This is a genomic window from Bradyrhizobium lablabi (genome assembly GCF_018131005.1).
GTDB classification, from domain to species: domain Bacteria; phylum Pseudomonadota; class Alphaproteobacteria; order Rhizobiales; family Xanthobacteraceae; genus Bradyrhizobium; species Bradyrhizobium lablabi_D.
Genome location: NZ_JAFCJK010000006.1, coordinates 399,837 through 422,721, shown reverse-complemented (window position 1 = coordinate 422,721; position 22,885 = coordinate 399,837). Strand labels below are relative to the sequence as shown.

The 22,885-nt window shown below is 58.1% G+C and carries 26 protein-coding genes; 9 read left to right on the top strand and 17 right to left on the bottom strand.

Going from position 1 to position 22,885, the window contains the following annotated elements; all coding sequences use genetic code 11:
• Nucleotides 1-140: 140 nt before the first annotated feature.
• The 7 genes from JQ553_RS20675 to JQ553_RS20645 all read right to left on the bottom strand — a co-directional run bounded on the left by JQ553_RS20675 (nt 141) and on the right by JQ553_RS20645 (nt 6,215).
• Complete coding sequence (locus JQ553_RS20675) at nt 141-1,253, bottom strand: histidinol-phosphate transaminase (RefSeq protein WP_249144449.1); 1,113 nt, start codon at nt 1,251-1,253, stop codon at nt 141-143.
• Nucleotides 1,254-1,462: 209 nt separating this feature from the next.
• Nucleotides 1,463-2,368: a ribonuclease Z gene (gene rnz / locus JQ553_RS20670; RefSeq protein ID WP_212501839.1), complete on the bottom strand. Its 906-nt coding sequence runs from the start codon at nt 2,366-2,368 to the stop codon at nt 1,463-1,465.
• A 139-nt stretch (nt 2,369-2,507) separates the two neighbouring features.
• Nucleotides 2,508-3,038, bottom strand: coding sequence for a hypothetical protein (locus JQ553_RS20665; protein WP_212501985.1), 531 nt, complete (start codon nt 3,036-3,038; stop codon nt 2,508-2,510).
• 107 nt (nt 3,039-3,145) lie between these two features.
• Nucleotides 3,146-3,301: a cbb3-type cytochrome c oxidase subunit 3 gene (locus JQ553_RS35300; protein ID WP_212501838.1), complete on the bottom strand. Its 156-nt coding sequence runs from the start codon at nt 3,299-3,301 to the stop codon at nt 3,146-3,148.
• A gap of 114 nt (nt 3,302-3,415) precedes the next feature.
• On the bottom strand, nt 3,416-3,595 hold the full coding sequence (locus JQ553_RS20655) for a LuxR C-terminal-related transcriptional regulator (protein ID WP_249144448.1): 180 nt from the start codon (nt 3,593-3,595) through the stop codon (nt 3,416-3,418).
• Nucleotides 3,596-3,782: 187 nt separating this feature from the next.
• Nucleotides 3,783-4,157, bottom strand: coding sequence for a response regulator transcription factor (locus JQ553_RS20650; protein WP_212501837.1), 375 nt, complete (start codon nt 4,155-4,157; stop codon nt 3,783-3,785).
• 105 nt (nt 4,158-4,262) lie between these two features.
• Nucleotides 4,263-6,215, bottom strand: coding sequence for a PAS domain-containing sensor histidine kinase (locus tag JQ553_RS20645; RefSeq protein ID WP_212501836.1), 1,953 nt, complete (start codon nt 6,213-6,215; stop codon nt 4,263-4,265).
• A gap of 402 nt (nt 6,216-6,617) precedes the next feature.
• On the opposite strand from JQ553_RS20645, the gene JQ553_RS20640 reads away from it, so the two are divergent.
• From JQ553_RS20640 to JQ553_RS20625, 4 genes are all read left to right on the top strand, one after another.
• Nucleotides 6,618-6,932, top strand: a complete 315-nt coding sequence (locus tag JQ553_RS20640; protein WP_212501835.1) for a helix-turn-helix transcriptional regulator — start codon at nt 6,618-6,620, stop codon at nt 6,930-6,932.
• A 2-nt stretch (nt 6,933-6,934) separates the two neighbouring features.
• Entirely contained in the window at nt 6,935-7,399 is a 465-nt protein-coding gene (locus JQ553_RS20635; protein WP_212501834.1) for an SRPBCC family protein, read from the top strand.
• 43 nt (nt 7,400-7,442) lie between these two features.
• The gene (locus tag JQ553_RS20630) at nt 7,443-7,859 is read left to right on the top strand and encodes a GFA family protein (protein ID WP_212501833.1); all 417 of its coding nucleotides are present in this window, start codon (nt 7,443-7,445) and stop codon (nt 7,857-7,859) included.
• 194 nt (nt 7,860-8,053) lie between these two features.
• The gene (locus JQ553_RS20625; RefSeq protein ID WP_212501832.1) at nt 8,054-8,506 is read left to right on the top strand and encodes a universal stress protein; all 453 of its coding nucleotides are present in this window, start codon (nt 8,054-8,056) and stop codon (nt 8,504-8,506) included.
• A 168-nt stretch (nt 8,507-8,674) separates the two neighbouring features.
• Here the strand turns inward: JQ553_RS20625 and JQ553_RS20620 are convergent, their stop codons facing one another.
• From JQ553_RS20620 to JQ553_RS20580, 9 genes are all read right to left on the bottom strand, one after another.
• Nucleotides 8,675-9,016: a phasin family protein gene (locus JQ553_RS20620; protein ID WP_212501831.1), complete on the bottom strand. Its 342-nt coding sequence runs from the start codon at nt 9,014-9,016 to the stop codon at nt 8,675-8,677.
• A gap of 165 nt (nt 9,017-9,181) precedes the next feature.
• A complete protein-coding gene (locus tag JQ553_RS20615) occupies nt 9,182-10,978 on the bottom strand; it encodes an NAD(P)/FAD-dependent oxidoreductase (protein ID WP_212501830.1) in 1,797 nt (598 codons plus the stop codon).
• A 706-nt stretch (nt 10,979-11,684) separates the two neighbouring features.
• Nucleotides 11,685-12,485: a hypothetical protein gene (locus JQ553_RS20610; RefSeq protein ID WP_212501829.1), complete on the bottom strand. Its 801-nt coding sequence runs from the start codon at nt 12,483-12,485 to the stop codon at nt 11,685-11,687.
• A 264-nt stretch (nt 12,486-12,749) separates the two neighbouring features.
• Complete coding sequence (locus JQ553_RS20605; protein WP_212501828.1) at nt 12,750-13,076, bottom strand: hypothetical protein; 327 nt, start codon at nt 13,074-13,076, stop codon at nt 12,750-12,752.
• Between the two features lie 19 nt (nt 13,077-13,095).
• Nucleotides 13,096-13,275 (bottom strand): hypothetical protein, encoded by a 180-nt coding sequence (locus JQ553_RS20600; protein WP_212501827.1) that lies wholly within the window; start codon nt 13,273-13,275, stop codon nt 13,096-13,098.
• 189 nt (nt 13,276-13,464) lie between these two features.
• A complete protein-coding gene (locus tag JQ553_RS20595; protein WP_212501826.1) occupies nt 13,465-14,160 on the bottom strand; it encodes a hypothetical protein in 696 nt (231 codons plus the stop codon).
• A 235-nt stretch (nt 14,161-14,395) separates the two neighbouring features.
• Nucleotides 14,396-15,454, bottom strand: a complete 1,059-nt coding sequence (locus tag JQ553_RS20590; RefSeq protein ID WP_212501825.1) for a caspase family protein — start codon at nt 15,452-15,454, stop codon at nt 14,396-14,398.
• 11 nt (nt 15,455-15,465) lie between these two features.
• Nucleotides 15,466-15,828, bottom strand: a complete 363-nt coding sequence (locus JQ553_RS20585) for a hypothetical protein (protein ID WP_212501824.1) — start codon at nt 15,826-15,828, stop codon at nt 15,466-15,468.
• Entirely contained in the window at nt 15,825-16,454 is a 630-nt protein-coding gene (locus tag JQ553_RS20580; protein WP_212501823.1) for a hypothetical protein, read from the bottom strand. Before JQ553_RS20580 ends, JQ553_RS20585 begins: the two co-directional genes overlap by 4 nt.
• Nucleotides 16,455-16,589: 135 nt before the next feature.
• Here JQ553_RS20580 and JQ553_RS20575 point away from each other — a divergent pair, with 135 nt between their 5' ends.
• From JQ553_RS20575 to JQ553_RS20555, 5 genes are all read left to right on the top strand, one after another.
• Nucleotides 16,590-17,075, top strand: a complete 486-nt coding sequence (locus JQ553_RS20575) for a hypothetical protein (RefSeq protein WP_212501822.1) — start codon at nt 16,590-16,592, stop codon at nt 17,073-17,075.
• 81 nt (nt 17,076-17,156) lie between these two features.
• A complete protein-coding gene (locus tag JQ553_RS20570; RefSeq protein ID WP_212501821.1) occupies nt 17,157-18,638 on the top strand; it encodes a trypsin-like serine protease in 1,482 nt (493 codons plus the stop codon).
• Nucleotides 18,639-18,656: 18 nt separating this feature from the next.
• Nucleotides 18,657-19,253: a DUF4384 domain-containing protein gene (locus JQ553_RS20565; RefSeq protein WP_212501820.1), complete on the top strand. Its 597-nt coding sequence runs from the start codon at nt 18,657-18,659 to the stop codon at nt 19,251-19,253.
• 11 nt (nt 19,254-19,264) lie between these two features.
• The gene (locus JQ553_RS20560; protein ID WP_212501819.1) at nt 19,265-20,188 is read left to right on the top strand and encodes an OmpA family protein; all 924 of its coding nucleotides are present in this window, start codon (nt 19,265-19,267) and stop codon (nt 20,186-20,188) included.
• 70 nt (nt 20,189-20,258) lie between these two features.
• The gene (locus tag JQ553_RS20555) at nt 20,259-21,839 is read left to right on the top strand and encodes a caspase family protein (RefSeq protein WP_212501818.1); all 1,581 of its coding nucleotides are present in this window, start codon (nt 20,259-20,261) and stop codon (nt 21,837-21,839) included.
• Between the two features lie 202 nt (nt 21,840-22,041).
• On the opposite strand, the gene JQ553_RS20550 is transcribed toward JQ553_RS20555, so the two are convergent.
• Nucleotides 22,042-22,836 carry an enoyl-CoA hydratase/isomerase family protein gene (locus tag JQ553_RS20550; protein ID WP_212501817.1) on the bottom strand — a complete coding sequence of 265 codons (795 nt, stop codon included), beginning with the start codon at nt 22,834-22,836 and terminating at the stop codon, nt 22,042-22,044.
• Between the last annotated feature and the right edge of the window lie 49 nt (nt 22,837-22,885).

Genomic DNA, 22,885 nt, shown 5'->3' with positions numbered 1-22,885 from the left:
AAGCCGTGCGAATCGCCTGTCGCCAAACTGATCATGGCCTTCGATCTCGGCATTCGCGTCCGACTGGTAGCCGGTAGCCAGCACCGGCAAGCGGGTTTGCTAGATTCCTGCTAGGAGTGCGGCAACTACAACACCATGAACTAGCCGAGCAGTTTTGCGACTGTCTTCCGAGCGATATCATTCTCTTCGGGTAGACCAATCGAGATCCTTGCCCAACTGTCGAGCGGTGGAAATGCGCGACCGATGTCAACGCCCTCGGCGCGGAGCGCGGCCGCGAACTCGGCGTGTGGTCGGCCGGTTTCAAAAAACACGAAGTTTGCCCGGGACTCCGAGTGACGAACGTTCATCGCCTCGAACAGGCGATGCCACTTCTTCCGTTCGGCCACCACCTTGGATCGAGTTGTAGTGACATAATCGGTATCCCCCAGACTGCCAGTGACTGCTGCGATCACCAATCGGTTGATTGATTCGGAAGTGCCAACCCCGGCACGCCTGAGGGACGCAGCATGCGCTCGCGGTGCAACCGCATAGCCAAATGAAAGGCCAGCCAAGCCAAACATCTTGGAGAAAGTCCGGAATACGATCACGTTGTCGCCGGCCCGCGTCAGACCGACAACCGTCCTCTCGTCGAAATCCGGCTCAAACTCCAGGTACGCCTCGTCCACAATGACCGTGGCAAGAGTTGACATTTTCTGAACGAAGCGTCGGAACTGAACTCCGTCGGTTACCGTTCCACTCGGATTATGAGGGTTGACGAGGTAGATCGCCTGCGTCTTCGCACTCACCTTCGCGGCAATGGCGGGAAGATCGTTCTCAAGCTGTTGGTCGAGCGGAACGCCCAGAGCGCGCGCTCCGGCTAGCACAGCCGCGTCTACCGGGGCGGTATAGCCCGGCTCCGAGTAAATGAACTCTCCTCCGGTGGGGCCATTGAGAGCCAGCTGAAAGCCCAAGGCATCGAGGATCTCGCCAAACAAGATCTGATCCAATGCGACTCCCTCGCGCATGGCGAGGGCTTGCGCCAGTCCACCGCTTTCCCGATCTGCATATCGCGAAATCTGGTGCAGCTCCTTTCGGATCGCCGCGACGGCGAAGTCCGACGGACCGAATGGGTTTTCGTTGAGCGACAATCGCGCACGAGGAAGCGATCCACCCGCGCCGCCCGCGCTCTGCGACGTACGACCAAGTCCGGCCAGTGCGATACCGGTAGCGGCTATGCAGTCACGCCGGCTCATATTCCAACGCTCGCTCATCATCGTTCAATCTCGACCAAGTCCAAGGGTTGCGCTCACACGACGATACGACGCAAGATCAACTGCGAGCGGGTGCTTCACATATCATTCTGGGCGGAAATGACTTTGGGCACATTGCTGCAACTAGGACGATCTTGTCGAATTGAAGCGTGGCAAGTCCTTTGCGTCTCGCGTCAAACGAGGAGCGTGCAGGACTCTGGCAGCGCGACCGTTTAAATGGCGATGTGGTCGAAATCCATCGCAACCCGACTATTCGGGAACGTCTTCGTTGCCTCGGCCAGTATTTCCTCATCTGAGTAACGGCCGGAAATGTGAGTCAAGACGAGCAGCTTGACGTTGTTCATGGCAGCAAGAGCGGCCGCTTCCGATGCGGTGAGATGTCCATAGTCGCGCGCGATGACCGCGTCGCGACTCAAGAACGTGGCCTCGATCACCAGTACGTCGGCGTCGCGAACGTACTCGGCCAAGCCATCGGTGGTTTCGGTATCGCCCACGATCACCAGCTTCTTGCGGCCCTCTGGCTGCCCGAGGACGTCTTCGGGATCGATCGTCCTGCCGTCCGCCAGTGTCACCCGCCTTCCTTGCGCCAACCGCTTGCGCACCGGGCCGTCAGGCACGCCGAGGGACGCCAGGCGATCTGAGCGAAGATGACGGCGGGCATGGCTTTCAAAGGAGAAGCCGAAGCTGTCAGTATCACGGTGGCGCACCGGAAAGCAGGAGATTGCGAACTCGCCGGCCTCCATGACTTGACCTGCCGTCAGCGGAATGAGTTGCAATGATATGGGTACCCTTCCCTCACCCCATAGGCCCGCGAGCATCCTGACCACAACTTCGAGCGTGCCTGAGCCGCCGTGAATCGTCATGACATCGGCACTCTGCTGCAGCCTCAGGGTCGAAAAGAGACCTGGAATTCCGAGCACATGGTCAAGATGGCCATGAGTCAACAGCAGCCGGTCGAGTCTTCGAAAGCCGGCGCCGCCGCGCAGCAGCTGACGTTGCGTTCCCTCTCCGCAATCTATCAGAATGCGTTGATTTCCTGCCTCAACGAGAAGTCCCGGATGGTTGCGTTCGGCCGATGGAACACTTGCCGAGGTCCCCAGGAAGGTGAGCGCGAACATTCTCCTCCCGGCGCCTTTATTATCTGATTGGTGATCGAGCGGGCTTGTGTCCCTGTTCAGTCCGACGAGACGGCACCGCCGTCAAGCTACTTCCGCCGCGGCATGGCGGCTGCATCCTCCCACAGTGCAGGTGCATCGGTCAGCCCACACCTCGCGCGTCACGGACCGCCTGCGCGACTTTCGTCGCCTGCGACACGCGTCCGATTTTTGCGCCTGCAACGATCTTTCTTCGGCGTTTGCTCGCCTTCGGCACCATGCCTTCGTCCGCGGTAGCTCCGGCAGGGGGATAAGTGATGAAGTTCGCTGCTCGATGCAGCGCGAGAGCTTTTCGAGCCGCTTCGACATGTGCGGTCCGAGTTGCGAGGTTATGAAGACGCCTAAGCTCCGTGTTCACCCGCTTCAGCGCCGCGGCGAACACCTGCTTCCGTTTTGATGCATGCTCGGCGGTTCCTGGAAAGCTTGTTCCGCGAGCTTCGGCTTTTCCGCGCCCCTCTCGTCGCTTGTGCCGGCCAAGCGTTCGCTCCTTGTCGCGCATCTTGCGCAAGCGGGGTCGCATCGCTTCTAGATCGGCCACCTCGACGTCGTAGATGGCGGGATGGTGGGTCAGGCGGATCGTCTCATGTTCTTCGTGGCTGAGGAGGCTGCGTTCGAACTTGCAAGGGACGGACATCACCATTCCTCCATTTTGAGTTCCTGAAGTTCAGGCAGAAGGGCCCGTCCAGATCAGTTTGATCATAGCCGAGCAGTGCTGGATGGCCAATCTGCCCCGGATCGAAGTCACCGACGTGTGCCATCGTCATGACTACCTTTGTCACCGTCGAGGGGAATCCGGGCGTTCGCCTCGAAGCGCGCCTTGCGCTTGCGGCCAAACACCCAGATTACGATGCCTATGAATGCAGCGATAAGGATAAGAAGGTAGATTGTCCCAGCCATGGCTACTCACCTCCCGATCGTCCTGCCTTGCGCGAGCCAGACCGCCGCAACAGGTCGTTGTCCTACCTGAGGCTCCAGAGTGCAAAAATCGACCATCGACCGTCTGCCCAACTCTCAATAGCTGCCTTGAGATAGATCAACATCCAAGAGATCTGCAGCGTTGACCCGTTCCGCGGAGAACGTGACATTCATCTTTCGCATCACCTGGCCACGATGTGCCTTCACCGCTATCTCGCCAGTGCCGAGTTTGAAGCCGATCTGCTTGTCTAGGAACCCGCGAACGATCAGGGCCATCACCATATTCACGGGGGCTGAGCGGCGCGAACCGGCCACGCAATGCGAGTACTTCAGTCTCGAGTGACTCTCGCACGGAAATGTCGTCGTCAGCGACGAATACGGTTGGGGTTGCGTGCGACATGACGATCACCCTTACGCCACTGATTTCGTCATTAAGCCTCAAGCGCCGAGGCGACTCGTTTCCTCAACTCACGCCGAACGCCAAATTGAGAGCGCCAAGCAAAGCCACATCGCTGAACGGCTTGGACAGGCACTCCACGGCCCCGTGGGCCAGCATGTTTGGACGCGTCGATTCGGTTCCCTGCGCCGTGATGAAAACGACAGGAATCCGGTAGCTCCGTCGCGTTAACTCCTCTTGAAGTTCGGGGCCAGTCATGCCCGGCATCGCAACATCCAGGATCAGACAGCTTGTTCGATCCAGGTACTCGGACGAAAGAAACTCTTCGGCGGAAGAGAATACCTGAGCGGAATAACCAAACTCCCTCAAAAGGTCTGGCAACGACTCTCGCACAGATTCGTCGTCATCAACAACCGACACGAGTGGATGCACAATCATCATTCATTCCTCAAGACGCTGGCGGCAAGGGTCCGTTTGCCGTCAAGTTCGTGAGCGCCCCGCACGCCTTCGGACATCTGAGGCACCAAAAGTGAGAATGTGGCACCTTCACAGCACCGGCATTGGACGGGTGTTCCCAGCGGGAGCGGTCTCGTCCCGCTGGGGCGGCAGGCTGAATTCAAACACAGCCCCACAGGGTTGGTTCGGAGACGCCCCCAATCGTCCGCCGTGCGCCTTGATAATCGAGTGGCAGATCGCCAGGCCCATGCCCATGCCCTCGGGCTTGGTCGTATAGAACGCCTCGAACAGGCGGTCCACATTGTTCGGGTCCAGCCCGACCCCGGTGTCCTGCACCGCCACGCCCACGGCCCCGGATTCATCGAGATAAGACCGGATCCACAGCTCGCGCGGCCGCTCCGTAACCTCTTTCATGGCGTCGATGCCGTTCATCATCAGGTTGAGCAGCACCTGCTGCACCTGTACCCGGTCGCCCACGACGGGTGGAAGCTCGCGAGCTAACTCGGTTCGCAGCAGGATCCCATTCCGGAGCATTTCATTATGGACCACGGCCGCCGTATCGCGGATGAGTTCGGTCACATCGACACATTCCCTGACGGTCGCGGTCTTCTTGAGGAGCGCGCGCACCCGCCCGATGACCTCCCCAGCCCGATGCCCGTCTCCGACCATTTGCTCGAATTTCCTCCGCGCCCCCTCGAGATTGGGCGGCTGGCGGTCAAGCCAGCGCAGGCCCGTATAACCGTTGCTGACAATGGCGCTAAGCGGCTGGCTGACCTCGTGGGCAATGGAGGAGGTCAGTGCGTTCATCGTCGTGACGCGCGTAACGTGGGCGAGCTCGGCCTGCGCCTCGTGCAGCGCCTCCTCGGCCCGCTTGCGCTCGGTAATGTCAGTGATCGTCACCAATACGCGATCGAGCCTGGAGGGTCGGGGTGGGAAGGTAATCGCAAACAGGACTGTCAGTTTGTCCCCCTTCAGGGTTTGCAGATTGGTTTCGGCTGAAAAGTGCGGGCGCTCTTCTGCGACGGCGATCAACTCCCCGGCAAACGCTTCCAATGTTTCGGAGGTGAATACGGTATCCAGCGAGTGCAGGAGCTCGTCCTTGCTCTGCGCTTTGAACAGCTCGACCGTTGCATCGTTTACGTCCACAACCTTCGCACACGAGATGGACTTTCGTACGAACTCCGGATGCGCTGCAAAATACGCGCGGAAGTCTTCAACCCCTTGAGCTCTCAGTTCGTCGATGGCCGCTTTGATCTGAGAGAAGTCCTCCTCCCAGATCGACACGCCCGCCGTCCGGAAGATGCTCCTGTATCGCCTCTCGCTCTCGCGCAGCGCATCCTCCGCGCGCTTGCGATCGCTGATGTCATTGTTGGTCTCCAGGATCGCGACCGGAACGTCATGTGCGTCCTTTTGCAGGGACCACCGGCTGGCCACGATTGCCTGCGTGCCGTCCTTCCTCGTGTGGACGAGCTCTCCTTCCCAGCGGCCGATGCGGCGCAACTCCCCCATGATCGCTTCGAGCGGCTGAGGGAAGATCGTATGCATGAGGTGGTGAGAGATCCTACCGATGGCCTCCGCCTTCTTCCACCCGTACAGCTCCTCGGCGCCGCGATTCCAGTAGGTGATGACATCCTTCATGTCGCGCACGAAGATTGTGTCGTGGGTAAGGTCTAGGAGCCCTGCCTGCTCGCGCAATATCATCTCTTGTGATCGGCTTTGCACGGCGAGCAATGCCGCAACGCCGATCGCCGCAAGACTGATGACGCGGTTCGAAATGGAGATGGTTTCCAAATAGTCGCCGTATGGCGTCAGAAAATGAGCGAGCAACGTCAGCGCCATGCAGCCGAACGATACGAGCACGATCCCACGCGTTTGAAGAAACCGGGCGGACAGCAGCACAACGCCGACGTACAACACGGCGATCACGAACTTGGATGGGGTGATTGCGTCGAAGATGAAGGTCCCGATAGCGATGACAACAACGCTAAGGACTAGATAAGTGCGCGAAGTGACCGCCGTCGGCGAAGTCGCATTGTCGTCCATTGGTTCTGCTCCGGCCACCTGTCAGGTTTCGAGACGGCCATGAAAGTGGCCCCCGCAATCGGGCTCGGCACTATTCGTTCCGCCAGTCCGGCAAGCTGACGCTCGGTTTCGGAACTACGCGGGCGTTGCTCCCGCCCCTGTCATTCCCACGACCACAATTTGTCCCGACATTTTCCTTGGCCGCAAGGCCCAAGCCCGGTCCCACAAAGGAAGAGTAAGGGTTCCTTCCGTAGCGCTCTAACCGATCGCAAGATCTCCGCTTGTCCGTCAGGACATCCGCGCCCGTATGAGTATCGCTCACGGTTGGCCCGTCAGTTCTGCGCTGGCGGCTCAACAGGCAAATACCCGCGCTTGACATGCAGGTAATTGCCTGCATAATGTTCTCGCATACGAGTGAGACCGATGGATGCTGACAAGGTTTTCAAGGCGCTGGCCGACCCTACGCGCAGAAAACTGCTTGACCTTCTTTGTGAGAGGAACGGGCAGCCTCTCGGCCAGCTCTGCGAGAACCTGAAAATGGCCCGGCAGTCTGCCACGCAGCACCTCGGGATATTGGAGGAGGCCAATCTGGTGAGCACCGTTTGGCGCGGTCGGGAAAAGCTGCATTTCATCAATCCGGTGCCACTCCACGAAGTCTACGAGCGGTGGGTGCGGAAGTTCGAACGTGAGCGGCTCAGCCTGCTGCACGATCTGAAGAAAGAGCTCGAAGGAGAGTGATCATGACCAAAGAGACGACCAGTTTTCTTTATGTGACCTATATTCTCTCGACGCCGGAAAAGGTGTTCGAGGCCATAACGAGACCGGACGTCGCAAGACGGTACTGGGGCCATGAGAACGTCTCCGACTGGAGACCCGGATCAAAATGGGAACATGTCCGTGCCGACGATAAACGGACGGTCCAAATTGTCGGCAAGGTCGTCGAGGCCTCGCCGCCGACCCGCCTGGTCATCACTTGGGCGAGCCCTTCGAAGGCCTCCGACCCGGCAAGCTGCAGCCGGGTAACGTTCGATATCGAAGAATACGAGAACATGGTCCGGCTGACCGTCACCCATGACGAGCTCGAAGCCGACAGCGGGATGGCAAACGGCGTCAAAAAAGGCTGGCCGGTGGTTCTCTCCAGCCTGAAATCCTTTCTGGAAACCGGCCGTGGGCTCGACGTCTTCGCCAAGCCAAAGGCGGCCTGATCCAGTGCGGCGTCAAACCTGAAAATCCCGAGGAAGCACAATCATGACTAAGTCTTATACGGGTGGATGCGCATGTGGCGCGATCCGCTATGAAACGAGCAGTGAACCCATCTTCGAGAACCACTGCCAATGCAGAGATTGCCAGAAACGAAGCGGCACCGGGCACGGCTCTTATCTGACCTTCCCGCAGCAAGCCGACGTAAGAATCACCGGCAAGGCGTCACAATGGAGCGTGGCCGCGGATAGCGGGAATGACAAGATCCACGCCTTCTGCCCCACATGCGGAACACCGGTCTACCTGAGATTCGCTGCAATGCCGGAATTGATTTCGGTCCACGCGACCAGCCTTGACGACCCAAGCCAATTCAGCCCGCAAGCGCTCACATACAGCATCCGTGGCTATGCATGGGACCCGATTGATCCCTCGTTGCAGAAATTCGAACGGATGGTGCCCGGCTGAATTCCGCAAGGTGCATCCGAACTACCGACAATCGCAGCGGCTCCAGTCGCCATTTCGGCTTGAGGCCATCACAGGACGCTCGTTGATCCACGAATGAGCTTAGAGACTCGCCGGTGGACGGACGGCGACGATCGGACCATATAAGCAAGGATCACTCATTTAAGGAAATGTTCAACGAGCAACGGAGCCCTCGAATGTACGCCAATATTCTCTTGAGCACGGATGGATCGGATGTCGCGAGAAAAGGCGTCAAGCACGGGGTTGCTTTGGCAAAGGCCTTGAATGCGAAAGTGACAGTCATCACCGTGACGGAGCCGCTGCCGATCGACTTTGGGAGCGGACACGCCTCGGGATGGATTCCCTCGCAGGAAGAAGTCGATAGCTTTGACGCAGCCAGCAAGGATCGTGCGGGCAAAGTCCTCGATGAAGCTCGAGCTATGGCGGCGCAGATCGGGATATCTGCAGAACTCTTGCATATTCCGAATGCGCACCCGGCCACTGCGATTATCGAAACAGCAAAGTCCAGAGGCTGCGACTTGATCGTCATGGCCTCTCATGGGCGTCGCGGCCTCAGGAAGCTGTTGTTGGGGAGTCAAACATCGGAGGTCGTGGTGGACGGAAGCGTCCCGGTGTTGGTGGTGCACTAAAGCGCGATGATGTCAGGACGAACCATCATCGCGCTTTAGCTTGTCCGATCATGCTCCAGGTCGGACTTTCACGGCTGGCGGGCGCAGGCAAGGTGGTTCAGCGGGACTAGAGGGCGACGAAAGCGGTCGCCTGACCTCCCATTGCGGCGCCGGATGTCTCGACGAATCTCAGCTCGTTGGGCGATTGAAGGAGCCAGCCATTTTGGCGCCAAGTCTGGCCGCATCCTCGGCCGCGGCCTTCAACTGTGATTGAAAGTGCTCGCCCTGGATGCGGAAAGCTTCTTGGAAGTCTTTGGCGCGCAATAGCCGGTCAACGAAGGCATGGTTAGCGGCAACCTGTCGTTCAACATACGCCTTGAACTCGTTTACTTGCTCTTCCTTGATATTAGGAAAACCTCGCATCGTCCTCTCTACAAGATCGAGGTAGCTCTGCGTCGCGCTCCTCGATTTCTCGAGAGTGTCGATCATCATGGCGCGAACGGCTTCAAGGGGATTCTTTTCGGCTTCCATGGCGCTCTCCATTCAGTTTGTTCATCTAAAAAGCTGCATCATCCATAAGGCCGGCTACTTTGCCCCATTCGACAGTGAAATCGTATGCGGCGCGACCATCGAGTGAGGTAAACCCCATCGCGCTTTCGACGCTGCGTCCCTTGACCCGCGAGCAGCCTGCATGAGCTAGGCCTTGTGATGGACGGGTTGCAGGTCATAGACCGGCGTCGGGATACCCTCATATCGCGCCTTCAACTGCAGGGAAAGAAATTGCGAGTAGTGGCGCGACTGGTGCAGATTGCCGCCGTGGAACCATAGGCCTTCCTGCTGCGTCGGCTTCCACATGTTGCGCTGTTCGCCTTCCCATGGGCCGGGATCTTTGGTCGTATCCGAGCCGAGCCCCCACACTTTGCCGACCTTGTCGGCCATTTCCGGGCTGATGAGGTCGGCGACAAATCCGTTCATCGAACTGTAGCCGGTGGCGTAAACGAGCACATCGGCGGGCAGTTCCTTGCCGTTGTCGAGCCTCACGCCGTTCGGCGTAATTTCCTCGACCTGGCCCGCGACCAGCTTGACCTTGCCGTCAATGATGAGCTGCGAGGCGCCGACGTCGATGTAATAGCCCGAGCCGCGGCGCAGGTACTTCATGAACAGCCCGGAATCGTCGTCGCCAAAGTCGAGCCGGAAACCGGCCTTCGTCAGCCCCGCGTAGAAATCGGCGTCGTCCTCGCGGATCTTGTCGTAGACCGGCTTCTGGAGCCCAGCCAGGATCTTGTATGGCAGCGAGGCGAAGATCAGATCGGCCTTCGCCGTCGTCATGCCGCCGCGGACGGCGCGCTCGGAATAGAGATCCGCTATCGATTCCATCAGCGAATCCGAGCGCACGATATGGGTGGTCGAGCGCTGCACCATGGTCACGTCGACGCCGGCCTCGTACAGCGCGGCGCAGATATCATGCGCGGAATTGTTCGAGCCGATCACGACCACCTTCTTGCCCTTGTAGCGGTCTGCACCGGGATGGCGCGAGGAGTGGTGTTGCTCGCCCTTGAAACTGTCCATACCCCTGAATTGCGGCATGTTCGGCTTGGCGGACATACCCGTCGCAAACACCAGCTGCTTCGGCCTCAGCGTGATCTCCTTGCCATCGCGCTCGACGACGACAGTCCATTGCTTTTTGGCCTCGTCCCAGTCGGCGTGTTTGGCCGTGGTGCCGGTCCAGTAGTTCAACTCCATGACCTTGGTGTACATCTCCAGCCAGTCGCCGATCTTGTCCTTGGGCGAAAATACCGGCCAGTTCTTCGGGAAGTCGATGTACGGCAAATGATCGTACCAAACCGGGTCGTGCAGGCAGAGCGACTTGTAGCGGTTGCGCCAGGAATCGCCGGCGCGGTTATTCTTCTCGACGAGAATGGTGGGCACGCCGAGCTGGCGCAGCCGCGCTCCGAGCGCGATGCCGCCCTGGCCACCGCCGATGATGAGCACATAGGGCTGCGTCTTGACGCCGAGTTGCTCGGTTTCCTCGTCGCGCAATTCCTTCCAGGTTTTGGCGCCGGGGTTGACGCCGTGCCGGGCGCCGAGCGGTCGGGTAAAGCCTGCCTTTTCCTCGTGACCTTTCAGTTCGACCAGCGTCGTCAGAAGGGTCCAGATGAGGCCATTCTGGAGGCGCATCAGGCCGTAGCCGCGCCCGACGTCGGTCTCGAACGTAATCCAGCACTCGGTCACACCACCGGTTTCGGTTGCGCTTTCCCCCTCGGCGATTTTCCAGTTGCGCGGCCTCGCGCGCGCCAGGCAAGAGGTGAGCATCTGGCGAACCTGATCGCGGCCTTCCATGGTCTTGATGTTCCAGGTGAAGGCAACGAGGTCGCGCCAGTAGGATTCCGGTGCGAACATTGCCAAGGCGGCGTCGAGATCACCTGCGGCAAGCGCCGCTTCGAATTTGTCAAGAAAGACCTGGACGCGCGCGTTGAGCGTAGTATCGAGCATGACTTCCTCCCGACGGTCGATCTGTTTTTTCTGCAATGATCGGAACCTAATCCCAACTATCGAAGGATTCCAGCTTTGCGTGGCCCGGCTTCGCGGGCAACCCAATTGTGCGCGATGGACTTCAATTTCCGTTCCCAAGGCTGCTACGGCTCTAATGAGGAGAGCGTAGCCGCCGTTAGACCATGCGCATACGCGACGCATTGACCGGTTGAGGCAGCAGCAAGCTTGCGCGAAGCGCCCCGGGTTAACGCTCTTCAAATGGTCCAAAGACTCGCCAAGCAAGATTATAGGGCGCCGGCTGGAGTATCGAACCCGTCGAAGATACCTAAAGCGGCTATTGCGCTGCGGCAATATGCGTTGTGTTGGCGTCCTATTCCGCTTTGATACAATTTTGGGTGATATCTCGATCGCCCGCCCGCGGCACAACTCGGGCTTTGCCGGCAATCAGACACGCCTCGGCACCATCGCGGCTGCTGTTGCCGGGGTCGCCTACAGGCGTGGTCTACGATCGTGCCTCAGCCGCACGACCTGATGGCGTTCATTGAGCGGCAAAATGTGCGACCCGCCATTGAGCGCACACCGCACGATGGAAGTCTGCCTTGCGCCAACCAGCTGGCGGCCCCTTAGCCGCGCCGCGCGAATTAGCGCTGCGCTCCGGCATGCGCAGCTGACGCTCGGGCATTGGCGGCCATGGCGCCGACGACCATTACTGTTCTTCGGACCGCAATTGCAGTGGGGCCCGAGACTGTGCTCTGGCTTGCGGCGACGGAAGCGTCGACACGGGCTTACGTGTCGAGGTGGCAACAGGCCGCGGCGGAGGCGCTGATGTCCTGGGCAGATCCTGCTCGGAAGCCTTGGCGATAAGACGTGTCATTTGTTCTTGGTTCACCTTGAGCTGCTCGGCGACCTTCGCATTTTCTTGGGCGGTTTGTTCCTGGCTGGCCTTGAGTTGCTCGATCCCTTGCTGCACGTTTGCCAGATCGCGCGCCATCGTCTGAAGCATCTGCGCTAACTCGGGAGGCACCGGGGCGGCAGTCGCCGCGACGTCTTGCGGTGCGGCCTGCGCCGAAGGCGTTGGTTGCGGAGCCACAGGCTCTGCCGCGGCCACCTGAGTAACAGACGGACTCTCCTGCTGCGCGGGAAGCCCCGGTTTTCCCGACGGACGCGATGAAACCGAAATGACCTGCGACGCCCACCCGGCGACAGCCAGTTTGGCTGCATCGCCAACAGACGACTGCGAAACGAAGGCAGCGGCAAAGATTGAAGCTGCCAACAGCAAGCCGATAAAGCCGCGTAGCGGCGGCCTGCCGCGGGGTGGCCGGCGGCCCGGGACAGCCGAAGGATGGCGCGTGGCGTCCTGCTCCAGCTTCGAAAGCTTTTCATTTAGACGCGCGAGCTGTTCGTCCGCGCGCGCGATCTGTTCATATGCGTGGGCGAGCCGTTCGTCTGCGCGCGTGACCAAGAGTTCGTCGGGTTCAGTTGCTTTGGGATTCGGCGTGGAATTCATTGGAGCTCCTTTCCCCGTCCAACGTCACCTGCGGGAGGCGGCCGGATTTGCGCCAGACCACGAGCTGCCAAACACTCAATGCAGTTTTGACCAAAGCGTGGCCGTACGATGGAAAGTATGGGGCTGACGGCTGCAGCTCTTCGGGAGCCTGAAGATCCTGTTAAGTGCCGTTCTGCTCATTGGCGGTCATCCCCCCGGGGGCGCACGATAGGCTGGCGAATTCATAAACCATCAGTTCTGATCAGCTTTGGTTTACCAGACCCCTTAAGCTTTCTCGTCCGCCCGCATGCAATGGTGGCTGCAGATCGGGGCACAAATCTCGACAGGGAAAGCGTCAGGGTCAGGCTGCAAGGCGGCCTGACCCGCCATCTCGGGGAATGTAATGCTTGCAAAGACGACGCCACAACGGCCAAACCGCAAGAAATCGAAAGCGAACTTGTCGTCGGCCTCTGCGGCATCGACGTTGTCTGTAGCCACGCAAAACCTGATTAACATGGCCGCGGTATCCGCCGTCTCGGGTTCGATTCTGCTCGGGCTTCTTGCCGCCAGGCATTTTTGACGGACAGCCGGATTTGAAAATTCTTGTTTCAATTTGCCGGCCTCGCGGATGTCATTTCACAAGTCGTTTCGATGTTGATCGAGTGAACCGTCGCAACAGGAAGTTAATCGCCGCGACCAGCGCAACGGTAATCAATCCCGTCATCGGGACCGATGCGCCCGAAAGCGAACAGACCAAGTGAATGATCGCAACGTTGATGCGCAGGAACAGCATTCTATACAGATCAAGCATCTTACCCTCCCCGCCCTGCAGCCCGGCCATTTGCCGAACTATCTGATGGCTTGATCCAACAGCGTTCTGGGGAGTTTGACGATGGCGTAAAACCGCCAGCCATTTGCATGCCTCCAAGCCCGTTGGAGGCTGCGGAATCGCTTCAAGTGAGCAGTTAACCCAGGCCGCGCTCTTGGTGAACGAGCGCTTTCATGGCTTGGCGACCTCGCAGCTGCTGCTGATTTTTTTGGAGCTAAGGATCTCAACGACAGATCCGTCACCGCCGATGGTCTTAACAGGCCCGGCACCGTCCTCTCGTGAAAAACCCGACATGACAACGCATTTGAGAGCTTCGTTCTGTCGGAACAGTGGAATGACCGTGCGATATCCGCCTTGAACTAAGGCCAATTGATAGAACAAGGTGCTACCCTCGAATTTCCAGACGAGATCGAAGTCCCGAAACTTTCTCTCTTTGCCCAACTCGATCGTCGTGGTGCCTTTGATCGGCGCGCTAATCAAATTTTCATTCTCGTCGTAGCGTCTCTGCTCGCGTTCAACTTCTATCGCATCGTCGGCAACAACTTTGATCTTCAAGGCCTCGGTAACGCGGGCGATGAACAATGAGCCGTTCTTCAGTTTAACGGTGTTCTCGTATTTGGATTTCGATGTGACGATGGCGTCTCCCAGATCGCGAAGTTCAATCGGTTGACGGCTCTCGTCCGGCGCGAGTGGCGAGATGTCGGAAATTGAACCGCGCGCCGCGGCAATTTCCGCTTCGGAATTCGATCTTTTGGCAACCTCCTTCTGAGGGATTTCCTGCGGAGGCTTTCTCTTTGTCGGCACCGTTCGCTCTGCCGGAGGCGCTCGCTCTTGCGGAGGCGCACCGCCGACGCCCATCGTATTCATGACGCACTGCCTAACCGACGGGAAGGCTGTGGCACGGCAACCCTCAAAGGTGTCCAGCCCACGCTTCATGCATGCCGTAACGATCGGCCGCCCGACACGCATGCGGCATGTTTCAATGGCTTCCTCGCGCGTTATGGCGAAGACTTCCTGACTGAACGAGATGACAGCAATTGATATCAGAACGGCATACTGCCCCGTCCCTCTGCAAAGGCACTTCAAAATCCCACCTCTCAAGTCAGCAGTAACGTTTCCCTTTCATCTCGAAGCACTTGCCCGGCACCATGAGAGAACCCGTGCTTGCCGGCGCCCGCGATGGAGAAGGTTTGCACTCACCTGTCGGGGAGCGAACGCTGCCGTCCGGACAGCGTTCTTCTCCAAGCGCACTAATCGCAGCCTCTGCTTTGGATCGATAGTCACTCGTCGGAAACTGGCGGATGAATTTCTGAAGGTCCTTGACGCTCGACTTATCGAGGAAATTCCAGGCGGCCTCGTCTGCGGTGTTGGTGGTATCCGTCTGGCCGTTTAGAAAGATGCGCTCGGCTCCGAGAGAGCCGTATGTATAGGGTTCTTGACGGCGATTCGTAGCCTTGAGGACGTCGTCGCGAATTGCTCGAAGCAGAAAATTGATCTCCAGGTTTTGTTGCTCAATGTGGGCGAGCAGTGAACTCGCAAAAGGGCTATTTCGCCCAATGCCGTCTTCTGCCAGCGTGCCTTGCTTGGCGGAATAAGCAACAACCGTCGAACCGACCGGTTGAAGGTTGTTTAGCCCTCGCCCGACAGCTCTTGATGCAATGGTCCGCTTCATCGTACTCTCAAAATTGTTGGCGCGGCAGGCGTCCAGGAACACAAGTCTTAGCGTTTTCGCGCCGGCAACTGCCTGTAAAACTCTGTTCAGAGGAATGGCCTCATCTTCCACATGCGTATCGCGTTCGAGCTTGGCATCGATCGGAATTAGAAAATTGCTGCCATCAATCTCGATGCCGTGGCCAGCGTAGAACACGATCGCAATGTCTGCCTCCAGCGCCTCATCTTCAAACGCGCGAAGAGCCCTGAGGAACTCCAGTCGATCGACATTCAGGAGCCGCGAAACCTTAAAGCCCACACGCTTGAAGGCGTCGCCAATATCCGAAGCGTCGTTCGGTGGATTTGAAAGAGACGCAACGTACCTATAGCTGCCGTTGCCAACGATCAGTGCAACCCGCTTTGTAGCGCTGCCCTGAGCCCAAGCGCTCTCAACGACAAGCTGCAGCGCGAATAGCAGCCCGAAACCAACGACTCGAAGAACAGACGGCATGAAGGTCCCTGCTATTTCTTGTTCTTCTCCGTCGCAACGCGCTTGATGAGCAAAAAGAGATCCCGCGCGGCCTCTGGATTGGACCGCTCGAGTTCGTCGAGATCTGGATCGGCGGTTAACTCGTCCCGTGACTGAAGATCACCATCGCCGCCCGGCACTTCGGAACGCGATCCAATGTGATTGCGTTGCATGAGGTCGAGGGCCTTCCGTACCGTCTTCGGATCCGTTTTGACGAGACTACGCAATGTCTGATTGCGATTGATGATGCTCAGTTCCGCCTTTGAAAATGATGGACCAAGCGACGACTTTGCGTCACAGGGCGCCTGCAATAACAAGGAGCTTATGAAGGATAATAAGACAAATAGCTTTCTCATGCTTCTTTCAGCTTTGTGAGATTGAGCCGTAAACCTCGCATCACTCTTCCATAAACATCTTCCATCTTTCCGGTCGACCTTACAACAAACGTGCCATAGGGCGTTTTGTCACGATGCAGAAAGCCTGCTCTGGAGGCGCCGACAACGAGCTTCCGGGTAGTCTCCACCGACATGATGGTGACCAACAGTCGACCGAGGTTGGATTGGTCGATTGCTCCGGGTTGGTCACGCCAATTCTGGATAAGCCTCGGCAAGGTATCCGACGTGAAGATCGCTAGCAGCAATCGGTCCCGTTTCAATCCGATACGCTGCATTTTTAGATCGTCGTTTGTCAGCTCGGCGAGATACTCGTTGTGGGCCTCAGCCAGTATCTTGATGTGGTCCGCCGTTTCGATCCCCCTCGCCTTCAACAAATAAAAGAATTCGCTGAACTCATACATCGGGTCGCTACGGAGGAGTTCCTGCAGGTCCTCGTTCTGGTCTTCGCTGGCCGAACAGATCTCCTGCTGAAATTCCTGGCGCGCCCTGCGCAATTCACCGATCAGTTCCAGGTCGGCCGCGATTTGTCGATCCGCCGCCCAGTCCAGCGAAGATCCCGTCCCTTTTCCGCGTCGGTCCGACGGCACTCCCCCCTCCAAACCATTTGGAGCCTAAAAATCAGGTGGAGGCTCTCCAAAACGCTCGTCTCTTTTTGCCGAGCGCGGCTCAAGCATAATCCACCCATCGTCAAACGACGACATTCAAACATACAGGAGACAGACATGAATATCACCGCGAAGAACCTGACCGGCGCTGCTGGCCTCGCCGTCTTCACCCTCTGTGCCGCGTACCTGGGTACCGGCGCCGCCTACTCGAAGGCGACCGTGCATTCCACCAGCCTGAACGTCGACAACCAGATCAAGATTCACGGCAAGGCCGACCGCAACGGCTACGGCCATCTTTACCTGGTTTCCGCCTCGGGCAAGGCGTTCGTCGTGAGGGAAAACGTGCCGATCACGCCGAAGAAGAGCATTGAGTGGAACGTCACGGGACCGTCTACCGGAAGCCAATCGTTCGGCAAGGACCGCGTGATCTTTGTGACTACCCATTCCAAGATCAGCGGCTTCGCAGGAGACGCCTCGATCCGAAAGCAGTACCCACTGGACATTGATGAGTCCGCTTTCCGGCGGGCGCTCAGAGCCAAAACGGACCGCATGGGCAAGAACGAGTGGACCGTTGCCGAAGCCACTGTCGTGACTGCCAAGTGAAGGTATCGACTTTGACTTTCATCCCGGTTGCAATACCCTGAGACCTGCTCATTGGAGCAGGTCTCAGCTTTTGATAGATCTATGTTTCGCCGATCATACTTTCTTTCAACACTCTTCTTCCTTGCCAGCGGCGTCACGATTGCCACGGCCGATAATGCCATGGGAGGAAGCGACGAGATTGATTTCGACGCCAGCTATCGAAGTTCATTGCCCGCGACAGAATCCATGACTCGTGGCGGAGATCCTATCTATCGAATCGTAGGTGGAAAGCCGGCTCGTCCCGGAGCCTGGCCAAGCATGGTTTCACTGATTTTCAGGAACCGTCCGATTTGCGGCGGCACCGTTATCGACAAGTATTGGGTGCTCACGGCTGCTCACTGTGTCGTCAACAGAGACATCGCAGAGTTCGAGATCGAAGAAGGCACCATTGAACTCAACAATGGTGGTCGGCGCATCTCGATAGCAGATATCCTTGTCAATCCACGATACCGCGGCGGCCCTCCGAGCAACGATACGGCACTCCTGAAATTGAAGACTGGCTCGCTCGCACCGAGACAGGCGTTGCTGCGTCAAACTGACGGGTCCACCGTAAAGGAAGGCGAGCTCGCCACAATAGTGGGATTTGGAAGAATTCGCGCGCGACCGGCAAGAACGGGGCCACAGGCGCAAGCTGGCAGCTCATCAGATCGCCTGCTTCAGGCTGATGTTCCCATCGTCGGGACCGAAAGGTGCCAGAATCGCTATGGCGAAAGCCGCGTGACGCCAGCCAACGTCTGCGCCGGATTTGAGGAGGGACAATCAGATGCGTGCCAGGGAGACAGTGGAGGTCCTCTGCTCTACCGAGGTCCACTGGCCGAAACGATCCAGATTGGCGTGGTGAGTTGGGGCGCCGGGTGCGCGCAACCGCAATCTTACGGAGTATATGCTTCAGTCGCGAGCGCAGAAAATTGGATTCGAGAACTTGTGCCAGCAGCTAAATTCGTTGACACCTCGAACAATCCGACTTCCAGCATCGGCGGAGCACTCTCCGCCCTTCCGAGCTACATCACTCAAGCGCTCTCCAACATTGTCGGCAACGCCCAAGCATCCAAACCAAGCTCACTGGCGCAGTTGGCGGTGGAAATTGTTTCAGGCCCCAAAGTCCAGCTTGATGACTTGATCCGGCTGCAAATCACCAGTTCCATCGACGGCTCCCTGGTGGTTTTCAACCGCGATCCGGACGGCCGCACCTACCAGATCTTTCCGAACAAGTTTGTCAGGAGCGCTCAAGCTGGCAGAATTCGTTCGGGCACTCCGCTCGTGATACCTGAAGGTTCGGATGGCTTTCGTCTTCGCGCCACTCCTCCCCTCGGCAAGAACACCATCATCGCTGTCGTTTTTCCGCCCGATACGCCGATCGATGATCTCACGAAGCTTAACGATGGCTTGGCAGAGATCACCGACCCAAAGGCGCTGTTCGATTCGCTTGCTGATCGCGAGGTGAAGACACGGGGGATCAAAGTCGAACCGGCGGCCCCTACGAATCGAGCAACCGCATATTTGACGTATGAACTCGTGAAGTAGCTGACTTTGGAGATTTAGATGAATCTTATTCGCATGACTTCTGCCGTCATCGGCCTTTGTGCATCTGCAGCGGTTTCGTCATCGGTACTTGCGGAAGACAAAGATCTCGAAAGAGACCTGGTCGCCTCTCAAAAGATATTCATCGAGGCCACCAAAACACAAAAGCAAACGATCAAGGTTGCTCTCCAAACCGACCGACCAAATGCGACCTACAAAATCGGGGACAAGATGAAGCTCTCCGTGAGCATCGATAAGAATGCTTACGTATACATTTTGAACAAAGGCACGAGCAAGGCCACCACGTGGCTGTTCCCGAACGCTTTCCATAAGGAGCCGTTTATCAAGGCCGGCAAGACACAAATTCCAGCAAGTTCGGAGCAGTGGACGATTGATGTAAGAGGCCCCGCCGGCACCGACGTTCTTTATATTCACGCCGCGAGCTCTCCGCTGGCTGAAAAAGAAAAGAATGCATTGCTGGCGCAATGGCGGAACGGAAAACAGTTCGCCGATCTCAATAGATCGGACGACGAGCTATTGCGCGACCTCGCTGCGGTGCCCGCTGATTCAAAGGGGGCTGCCTATCTGCTCGTAACAGTGGCAGCAGATAAGAAATGATGGAGGCTGGGATGCCTCGCCTCTTCCCCAATGAGCGTCCCGGCAAACAGAAGGTTTACTCGCTGCTGATTTGTTTCCTTCTCACGGCTTGGACCGGTGGCCCGTCATACGGGTCGGAGGACTGCGACAAGACCTGGAATGAAACTCGCAACGCGCAAGCCGCCCTCGACCTCGCATCCTTCCGGCGACGCGTAGTCGAAGTTCTAGACAATCCCTCGTGCTCGCAAGAGCAACGCCAGACGATTTCGCGAGAGGCGATCCTCGCGCATATCGACGCGGCATCGCGCCTTCCTCTGGATCAACGCCTACAGGTGTATGAGCGAGCGGCTCGTTTCGGACGGCCATGGCAGCTTCTTGAGGCCATGGCCGTGCTGCTTCAGACAAGGCGCGAAGGCGGCGAACAAGACTTCTCGGCGGCCGGTCTTCTCTTCCAAGAGGCTCTACTGGACGCCCAGAAGAAGCACGCCCAAGCAAGCGATGAGGATCTTCTCAGGATTTTTCGGCTCGCACAGCAATCCCGGTTCTTCTCGCCAGTATTCGTTCGTGGAACAGGCCTCGGTATCATGACACGCGGGATCGCAGTTCAATCCACAATCCTGCCGATCCAGTTCGTTCGTGACAGCGATGCCATGACCACGCTCGGCGCGAAGTATGCGGACGAACTCATCGAGTTCTTGCGCGCGAAGGAGCTTCCGAAGCTTCTCATCATTGGTCATACTGATCATGACGGACCAAACAGCTACAATCTAGCGCTATCCAAGCGAAGAGCCGACGCCGTAAAATCATTCTTGATGGCCCGCGGATATGGCACCAATCGCATAAAGACAATTGGCAAAGGCTATCACGAGCCTATCAAGCTGGAAAATGCAGAGAGCTTCGACGCCGATCAGATCAAGCAGCTGCTCCGGCGTGTCGAAGTCCAGATCGTGCCCTGAATCGTGCGACAGAAGGTTTATATCCACCGTGAGGATTGAAGTAATCTGCGGCATTTTGACAGGTCCAACAATGGACGATCGCATAACACCCAACCGGAAGCTCGCTTACCTTGCGGCTCTGATGACCGCCGCGACATGCCTGTTGTTGTTCACGACGGCTTCGGCGCAAGTCAACTCGCTACAGCGCGTGGCGCTTATAATTGGCAACGGGGCATACCATCATGTGGCTGCCCTGACCAATCCACCAAACGATGCGATCGATCTTGAGCGAACCTTCTTGCGCATCGGGTTTGATGTCACTCGAGTCTCTGACGTCGATCGTTCAGCCTTTTTGCGAGCACTCAGAGCATTTGAGGACAAGGTCGCTACGGCCGATATCGCCGTCATATTCTACGCCGGCCATGGAATAGAAGTCGAAGGCAGCAATTTTCTTATTCCTGTGGATGCAAATCTCGCGAGGGATATCGATGTAGAGGATGAAGCCGTTCCCCTTACGAGGGTTTTGCAAGCCGTGCGCGACGCAAAGCGCTTGAGGCTCGTCTTTGTTGACGCCTGCCGGGCAAATTCCTTCGAAACCCGAATGAAGAGAACCTTTGCGACCCGAGCGGTCGGCCGCGGGTTGAATAATCTACAGCCGGCAGGATCGACCATAGTCGCTTATTCGGCAAAGCAAGGCACCTTGGCCGAGGACGGTTCGGGCAGGAATAGCCCATTTGCATCGTCTTTGCTGACTCGGCTCGAACAGCCTGGTCTCGAAATCAATTTCCTGTTCCGGGCTGTTCGGGATGACGTGCTAAGGAGCACCAACATGAGGCAAGAGCCTTATACGTATGGCTCCTTGGGATCGGAGCGAATCTACCTGAATGGCGACGGAGAGCCCTCCGCGACGGACGAAGTTGCCTGGAACTTCTTGGACCGCACGAAGATCAGCGAGCTGCAACGTTTCGTTCGTCAGTTTCCTGAAAGTCGATTTCGGAGAGCCGCTGAAGAGGCAATTGGTACAGCTACGGACGATACAAAGTTCTCGGCACCTCTGCTCCCAAGCCTGGCGCAGACCGAAGCCGCCGGGGCGGCGGTAGACAAGAAGACCCAACTTGCAGCGTTGCCATCCGTTTCGGAGCAGGGAATTGAACCGAAGCTGACGGTCGCTCTTCAGGACGAGCTTCGTCGCGTCGGCTGCAACACCGGTGCCGTCGACGGCGAGTGGGGCGCATCATCTCAACGCGCGATCGAACTCTTCAATAAACATACTGGAGCCCAGCTTGACACACGAACAGCCAGTGTCGCTGCTCTTGATGCCGTCAAAAGCAAAGTCGGCCGAATTTGTCCACTAGTCTGCGATTTTGGTTATCGCGCTGAAGGCAATGGCTGTTTGAAGATTACCTGTCCGAAGGGACAACAGCTCAACGAGAGCGGCTTGTGCGCAAGGGTTGCCGCACGAAGCGTACCGGAGAAGCACGATCGCCTCAAGTTGAAGCGGCAACCTCCACTAGATGCCAGAACGGAAACCGCTCCACCCAGGCTTCAAGCCGCGGGAAGGATTATTTGCGACAATCAGGGATGTCGGCCCATCGCAAAGGGCTGCAGAATTGAGCCTGGTTGGGTGGCGGGAGCGAAGAACCGTACTCAGCAATATCAAGTGTGCCCCTGACTAGTCGAACGTTTCGAGATATTCGTCCTTGTGATAGCCCGGGTTGGCGGAGGGAGAGAAACTGGAAGAAATTTGCTCCAACGCTGCGGCTCAGATGGTCTCGCTAGGGGAGAGTAGCGAATATTCCAGGGTTTTGCGTGTTCCGTGGGCGACGAAAGTTAGCCCCGAATTCCGACGTCCGCCGACCTCAGGAGCAGCGACGTTAGAGCTTCTGGATTTCGGCCGGCGGGCGGCCGGCCTGCAAGCCCTCACGGGCCGAGGCCGTCCTCATCACCGCGGCAAAACTCTTGCGCTCGTCGGCGAGCCCTTCGGCCAGAGGACGGTCGAGGGCTGCTCGGGTGAGGCGCTTGGCGAATGCCAGGCCCTCGGCCCCTCGGCTCGATAGTTCGGCGCCGATCTCCAGGGCACGCGCGAGCGGGTCAGGGACGACCTCATGCACAATCCCGATTTCGTGAGCACGCGGTCCCGTCACGGTCAGGCCCCGCAGGATTATTTCGAGCGCCCTGGCCTCCCCGATGATCCTGGGCAAGCGCTGCGTGCCGCCGCCACCTGGAAAGATGCCAATACGCGTTTCCGGCAGACCGATTGCGGTGACGGCGTTCCCTGCAATGCGCAGGTCGCATGCCAGCGAAAGCTCGAAGCCTCCACCCATGCACATGCCATTGATCGCCGCGATGACCGGCTTCTCGACGGCTGCAATCATGTCCGTGAGCGCGTGGAAGCCCGGCGGTCGAGGACCAGGCGGCGATGGCGCGGGCGCTGCTCCGCGCTCAATCGCGTCTGCGGCGTCGGAGAGTTCCCGGACGTCGTAGTGACGAATGAAGATGCCGGGTATACCCCCTGTGATGACAATGACCCGCACCGACGGGTCTTCGCCTGCAGCCATGACTGCGCCAAACATCTCCGCCGAGCCGGCGGCCGTCATGGTGCCGAACGGGGCATTGGCATAAGTGATGACACGAACCGCGCCGCAATCTTCAGTGGAAACAAGGGGCATGGCACATCCTCATTGCAGCCGCTCGCCGGACCAACACACGCTGTCGGCG

What these genes read in the sequence shown, in the direction of transcription:
- JQ553_RS20675 (WP_249144449.1), bottom strand. Translation starts at nt 1,253, where the DNA reads ATGATGAGCGAGCGTTGGAATATGAGCCGGCGTGACTGCATAGCCGCT.
- rnz (WP_212501839.1), bottom strand. Translation starts at nt 2,368, where the DNA reads ATGTTCGCGCTCACCTTCCTGGGGACCTCGGCAAGTGTTCCATCGGCC.
- JQ553_RS20665 (WP_212501985.1), bottom strand. Translation starts at nt 3,038, where the DNA reads ATGTCCGTCCCTTGCAAGTTCGAACGCAGCCTCCTCAGCCACGAAGAA.
- JQ553_RS35300 (WP_212501838.1), bottom strand. Translation starts at nt 3,301, where the DNA reads ATGGCTGGGACAATCTACCTTCTTATCCTTATCGCTGCATTCATAGGC.
- JQ553_RS20655 (WP_249144448.1), bottom strand. Translation starts at nt 3,595, where the DNA reads ATGGCCCTGATCGTTCGCGGGTTCCTAGACAAGCAGATCGGCTTCAAA.
- JQ553_RS20650 (WP_212501837.1), bottom strand. Translation starts at nt 4,157, where the DNA reads ATGATGATTGTGCATCCACTCGTGTCGGTTGTTGATGACGACGAATCT.
- JQ553_RS20645 (WP_212501836.1), bottom strand. Translation starts at nt 6,215, where the DNA reads ATGGACGACAATGCGACTTCGCCGACGGCGGTCACTTCGCGCACTTAT.
- JQ553_RS20640 (WP_212501835.1), top strand. Translation starts at nt 6,618, where the DNA reads ATGGATGCTGACAAGGTTTTCAAGGCGCTGGCCGACCCTACGCGCAGA.
- JQ553_RS20635 (WP_212501834.1), top strand. Translation starts at nt 6,935, where the DNA reads ATGACCAAAGAGACGACCAGTTTTCTTTATGTGACCTATATTCTCTCG.
- JQ553_RS20630 (WP_212501833.1), top strand. Translation starts at nt 7,443, where the DNA reads ATGACTAAGTCTTATACGGGTGGATGCGCATGTGGCGCGATCCGCTAT.
- JQ553_RS20625 (WP_212501832.1), top strand. Translation starts at nt 8,054, where the DNA reads ATGTACGCCAATATTCTCTTGAGCACGGATGGATCGGATGTCGCGAGA.
- JQ553_RS20620 (WP_212501831.1), bottom strand. Translation starts at nt 9,016, where the DNA reads ATGGAAGCCGAAAAGAATCCCCTTGAAGCCGTTCGCGCCATGATGATC.
- JQ553_RS20615 (WP_212501830.1), bottom strand. Translation starts at nt 10,978, where the DNA reads ATGCTCGATACTACGCTCAACGCGCGCGTCCAGGTCTTTCTTGACAAA.
- JQ553_RS20610 (WP_212501829.1), bottom strand. Translation starts at nt 12,485, where the DNA reads ATGAATTCCACGCCGAATCCCAAAGCAACTGAACCCGACGAACTCTTG.
- JQ553_RS20600 (WP_212501827.1), bottom strand. Translation starts at nt 13,275, where the DNA reads ATGCTTGATCTGTATAGAATGCTGTTCCTGCGCATCAACGTTGCGATC.
- JQ553_RS20595 (WP_212501826.1), bottom strand. Translation starts at nt 14,160, where the DNA reads ATGAATACGATGGGCGTCGGCGGTGCGCCTCCGCAAGAGCGAGCGCCT.
- JQ553_RS20590 (WP_212501825.1), bottom strand. Translation starts at nt 15,454, where the DNA reads ATGCCGTCTGTTCTTCGAGTCGTTGGTTTCGGGCTGCTATTCGCGCTG.
- JQ553_RS20585 (WP_212501824.1), bottom strand. Translation starts at nt 15,828, where the DNA reads ATGAGAAAGCTATTTGTCTTATTATCCTTCATAAGCTCCTTGTTATTG.
- JQ553_RS20575 (WP_212501822.1), top strand. Translation starts at nt 16,590, where the DNA reads ATGAATATCACCGCGAAGAACCTGACCGGCGCTGCTGGCCTCGCCGTC.
- JQ553_RS20570 (WP_212501821.1), top strand. Translation starts at nt 17,157, where the DNA reads ATGTTTCGCCGATCATACTTTCTTTCAACACTCTTCTTCCTTGCCAGC.
- JQ553_RS20565 (WP_212501820.1), top strand. Translation starts at nt 18,657, where the DNA reads ATGAATCTTATTCGCATGACTTCTGCCGTCATCGGCCTTTGTGCATCT.
- JQ553_RS20560 (WP_212501819.1), top strand. Translation starts at nt 19,265, where the DNA reads ATGCCTCGCCTCTTCCCCAATGAGCGTCCCGGCAAACAGAAGGTTTAC.
- JQ553_RS20555 (WP_212501818.1), top strand. Translation starts at nt 20,259, where the DNA reads ATGGACGATCGCATAACACCCAACCGGAAGCTCGCTTACCTTGCGGCT.
- JQ553_RS20550 (WP_212501817.1), bottom strand. Translation starts at nt 22,836, where the DNA reads ATGCCCCTTGTTTCCACTGAAGATTGCGGCGCGGTTCGTGTCATCACT.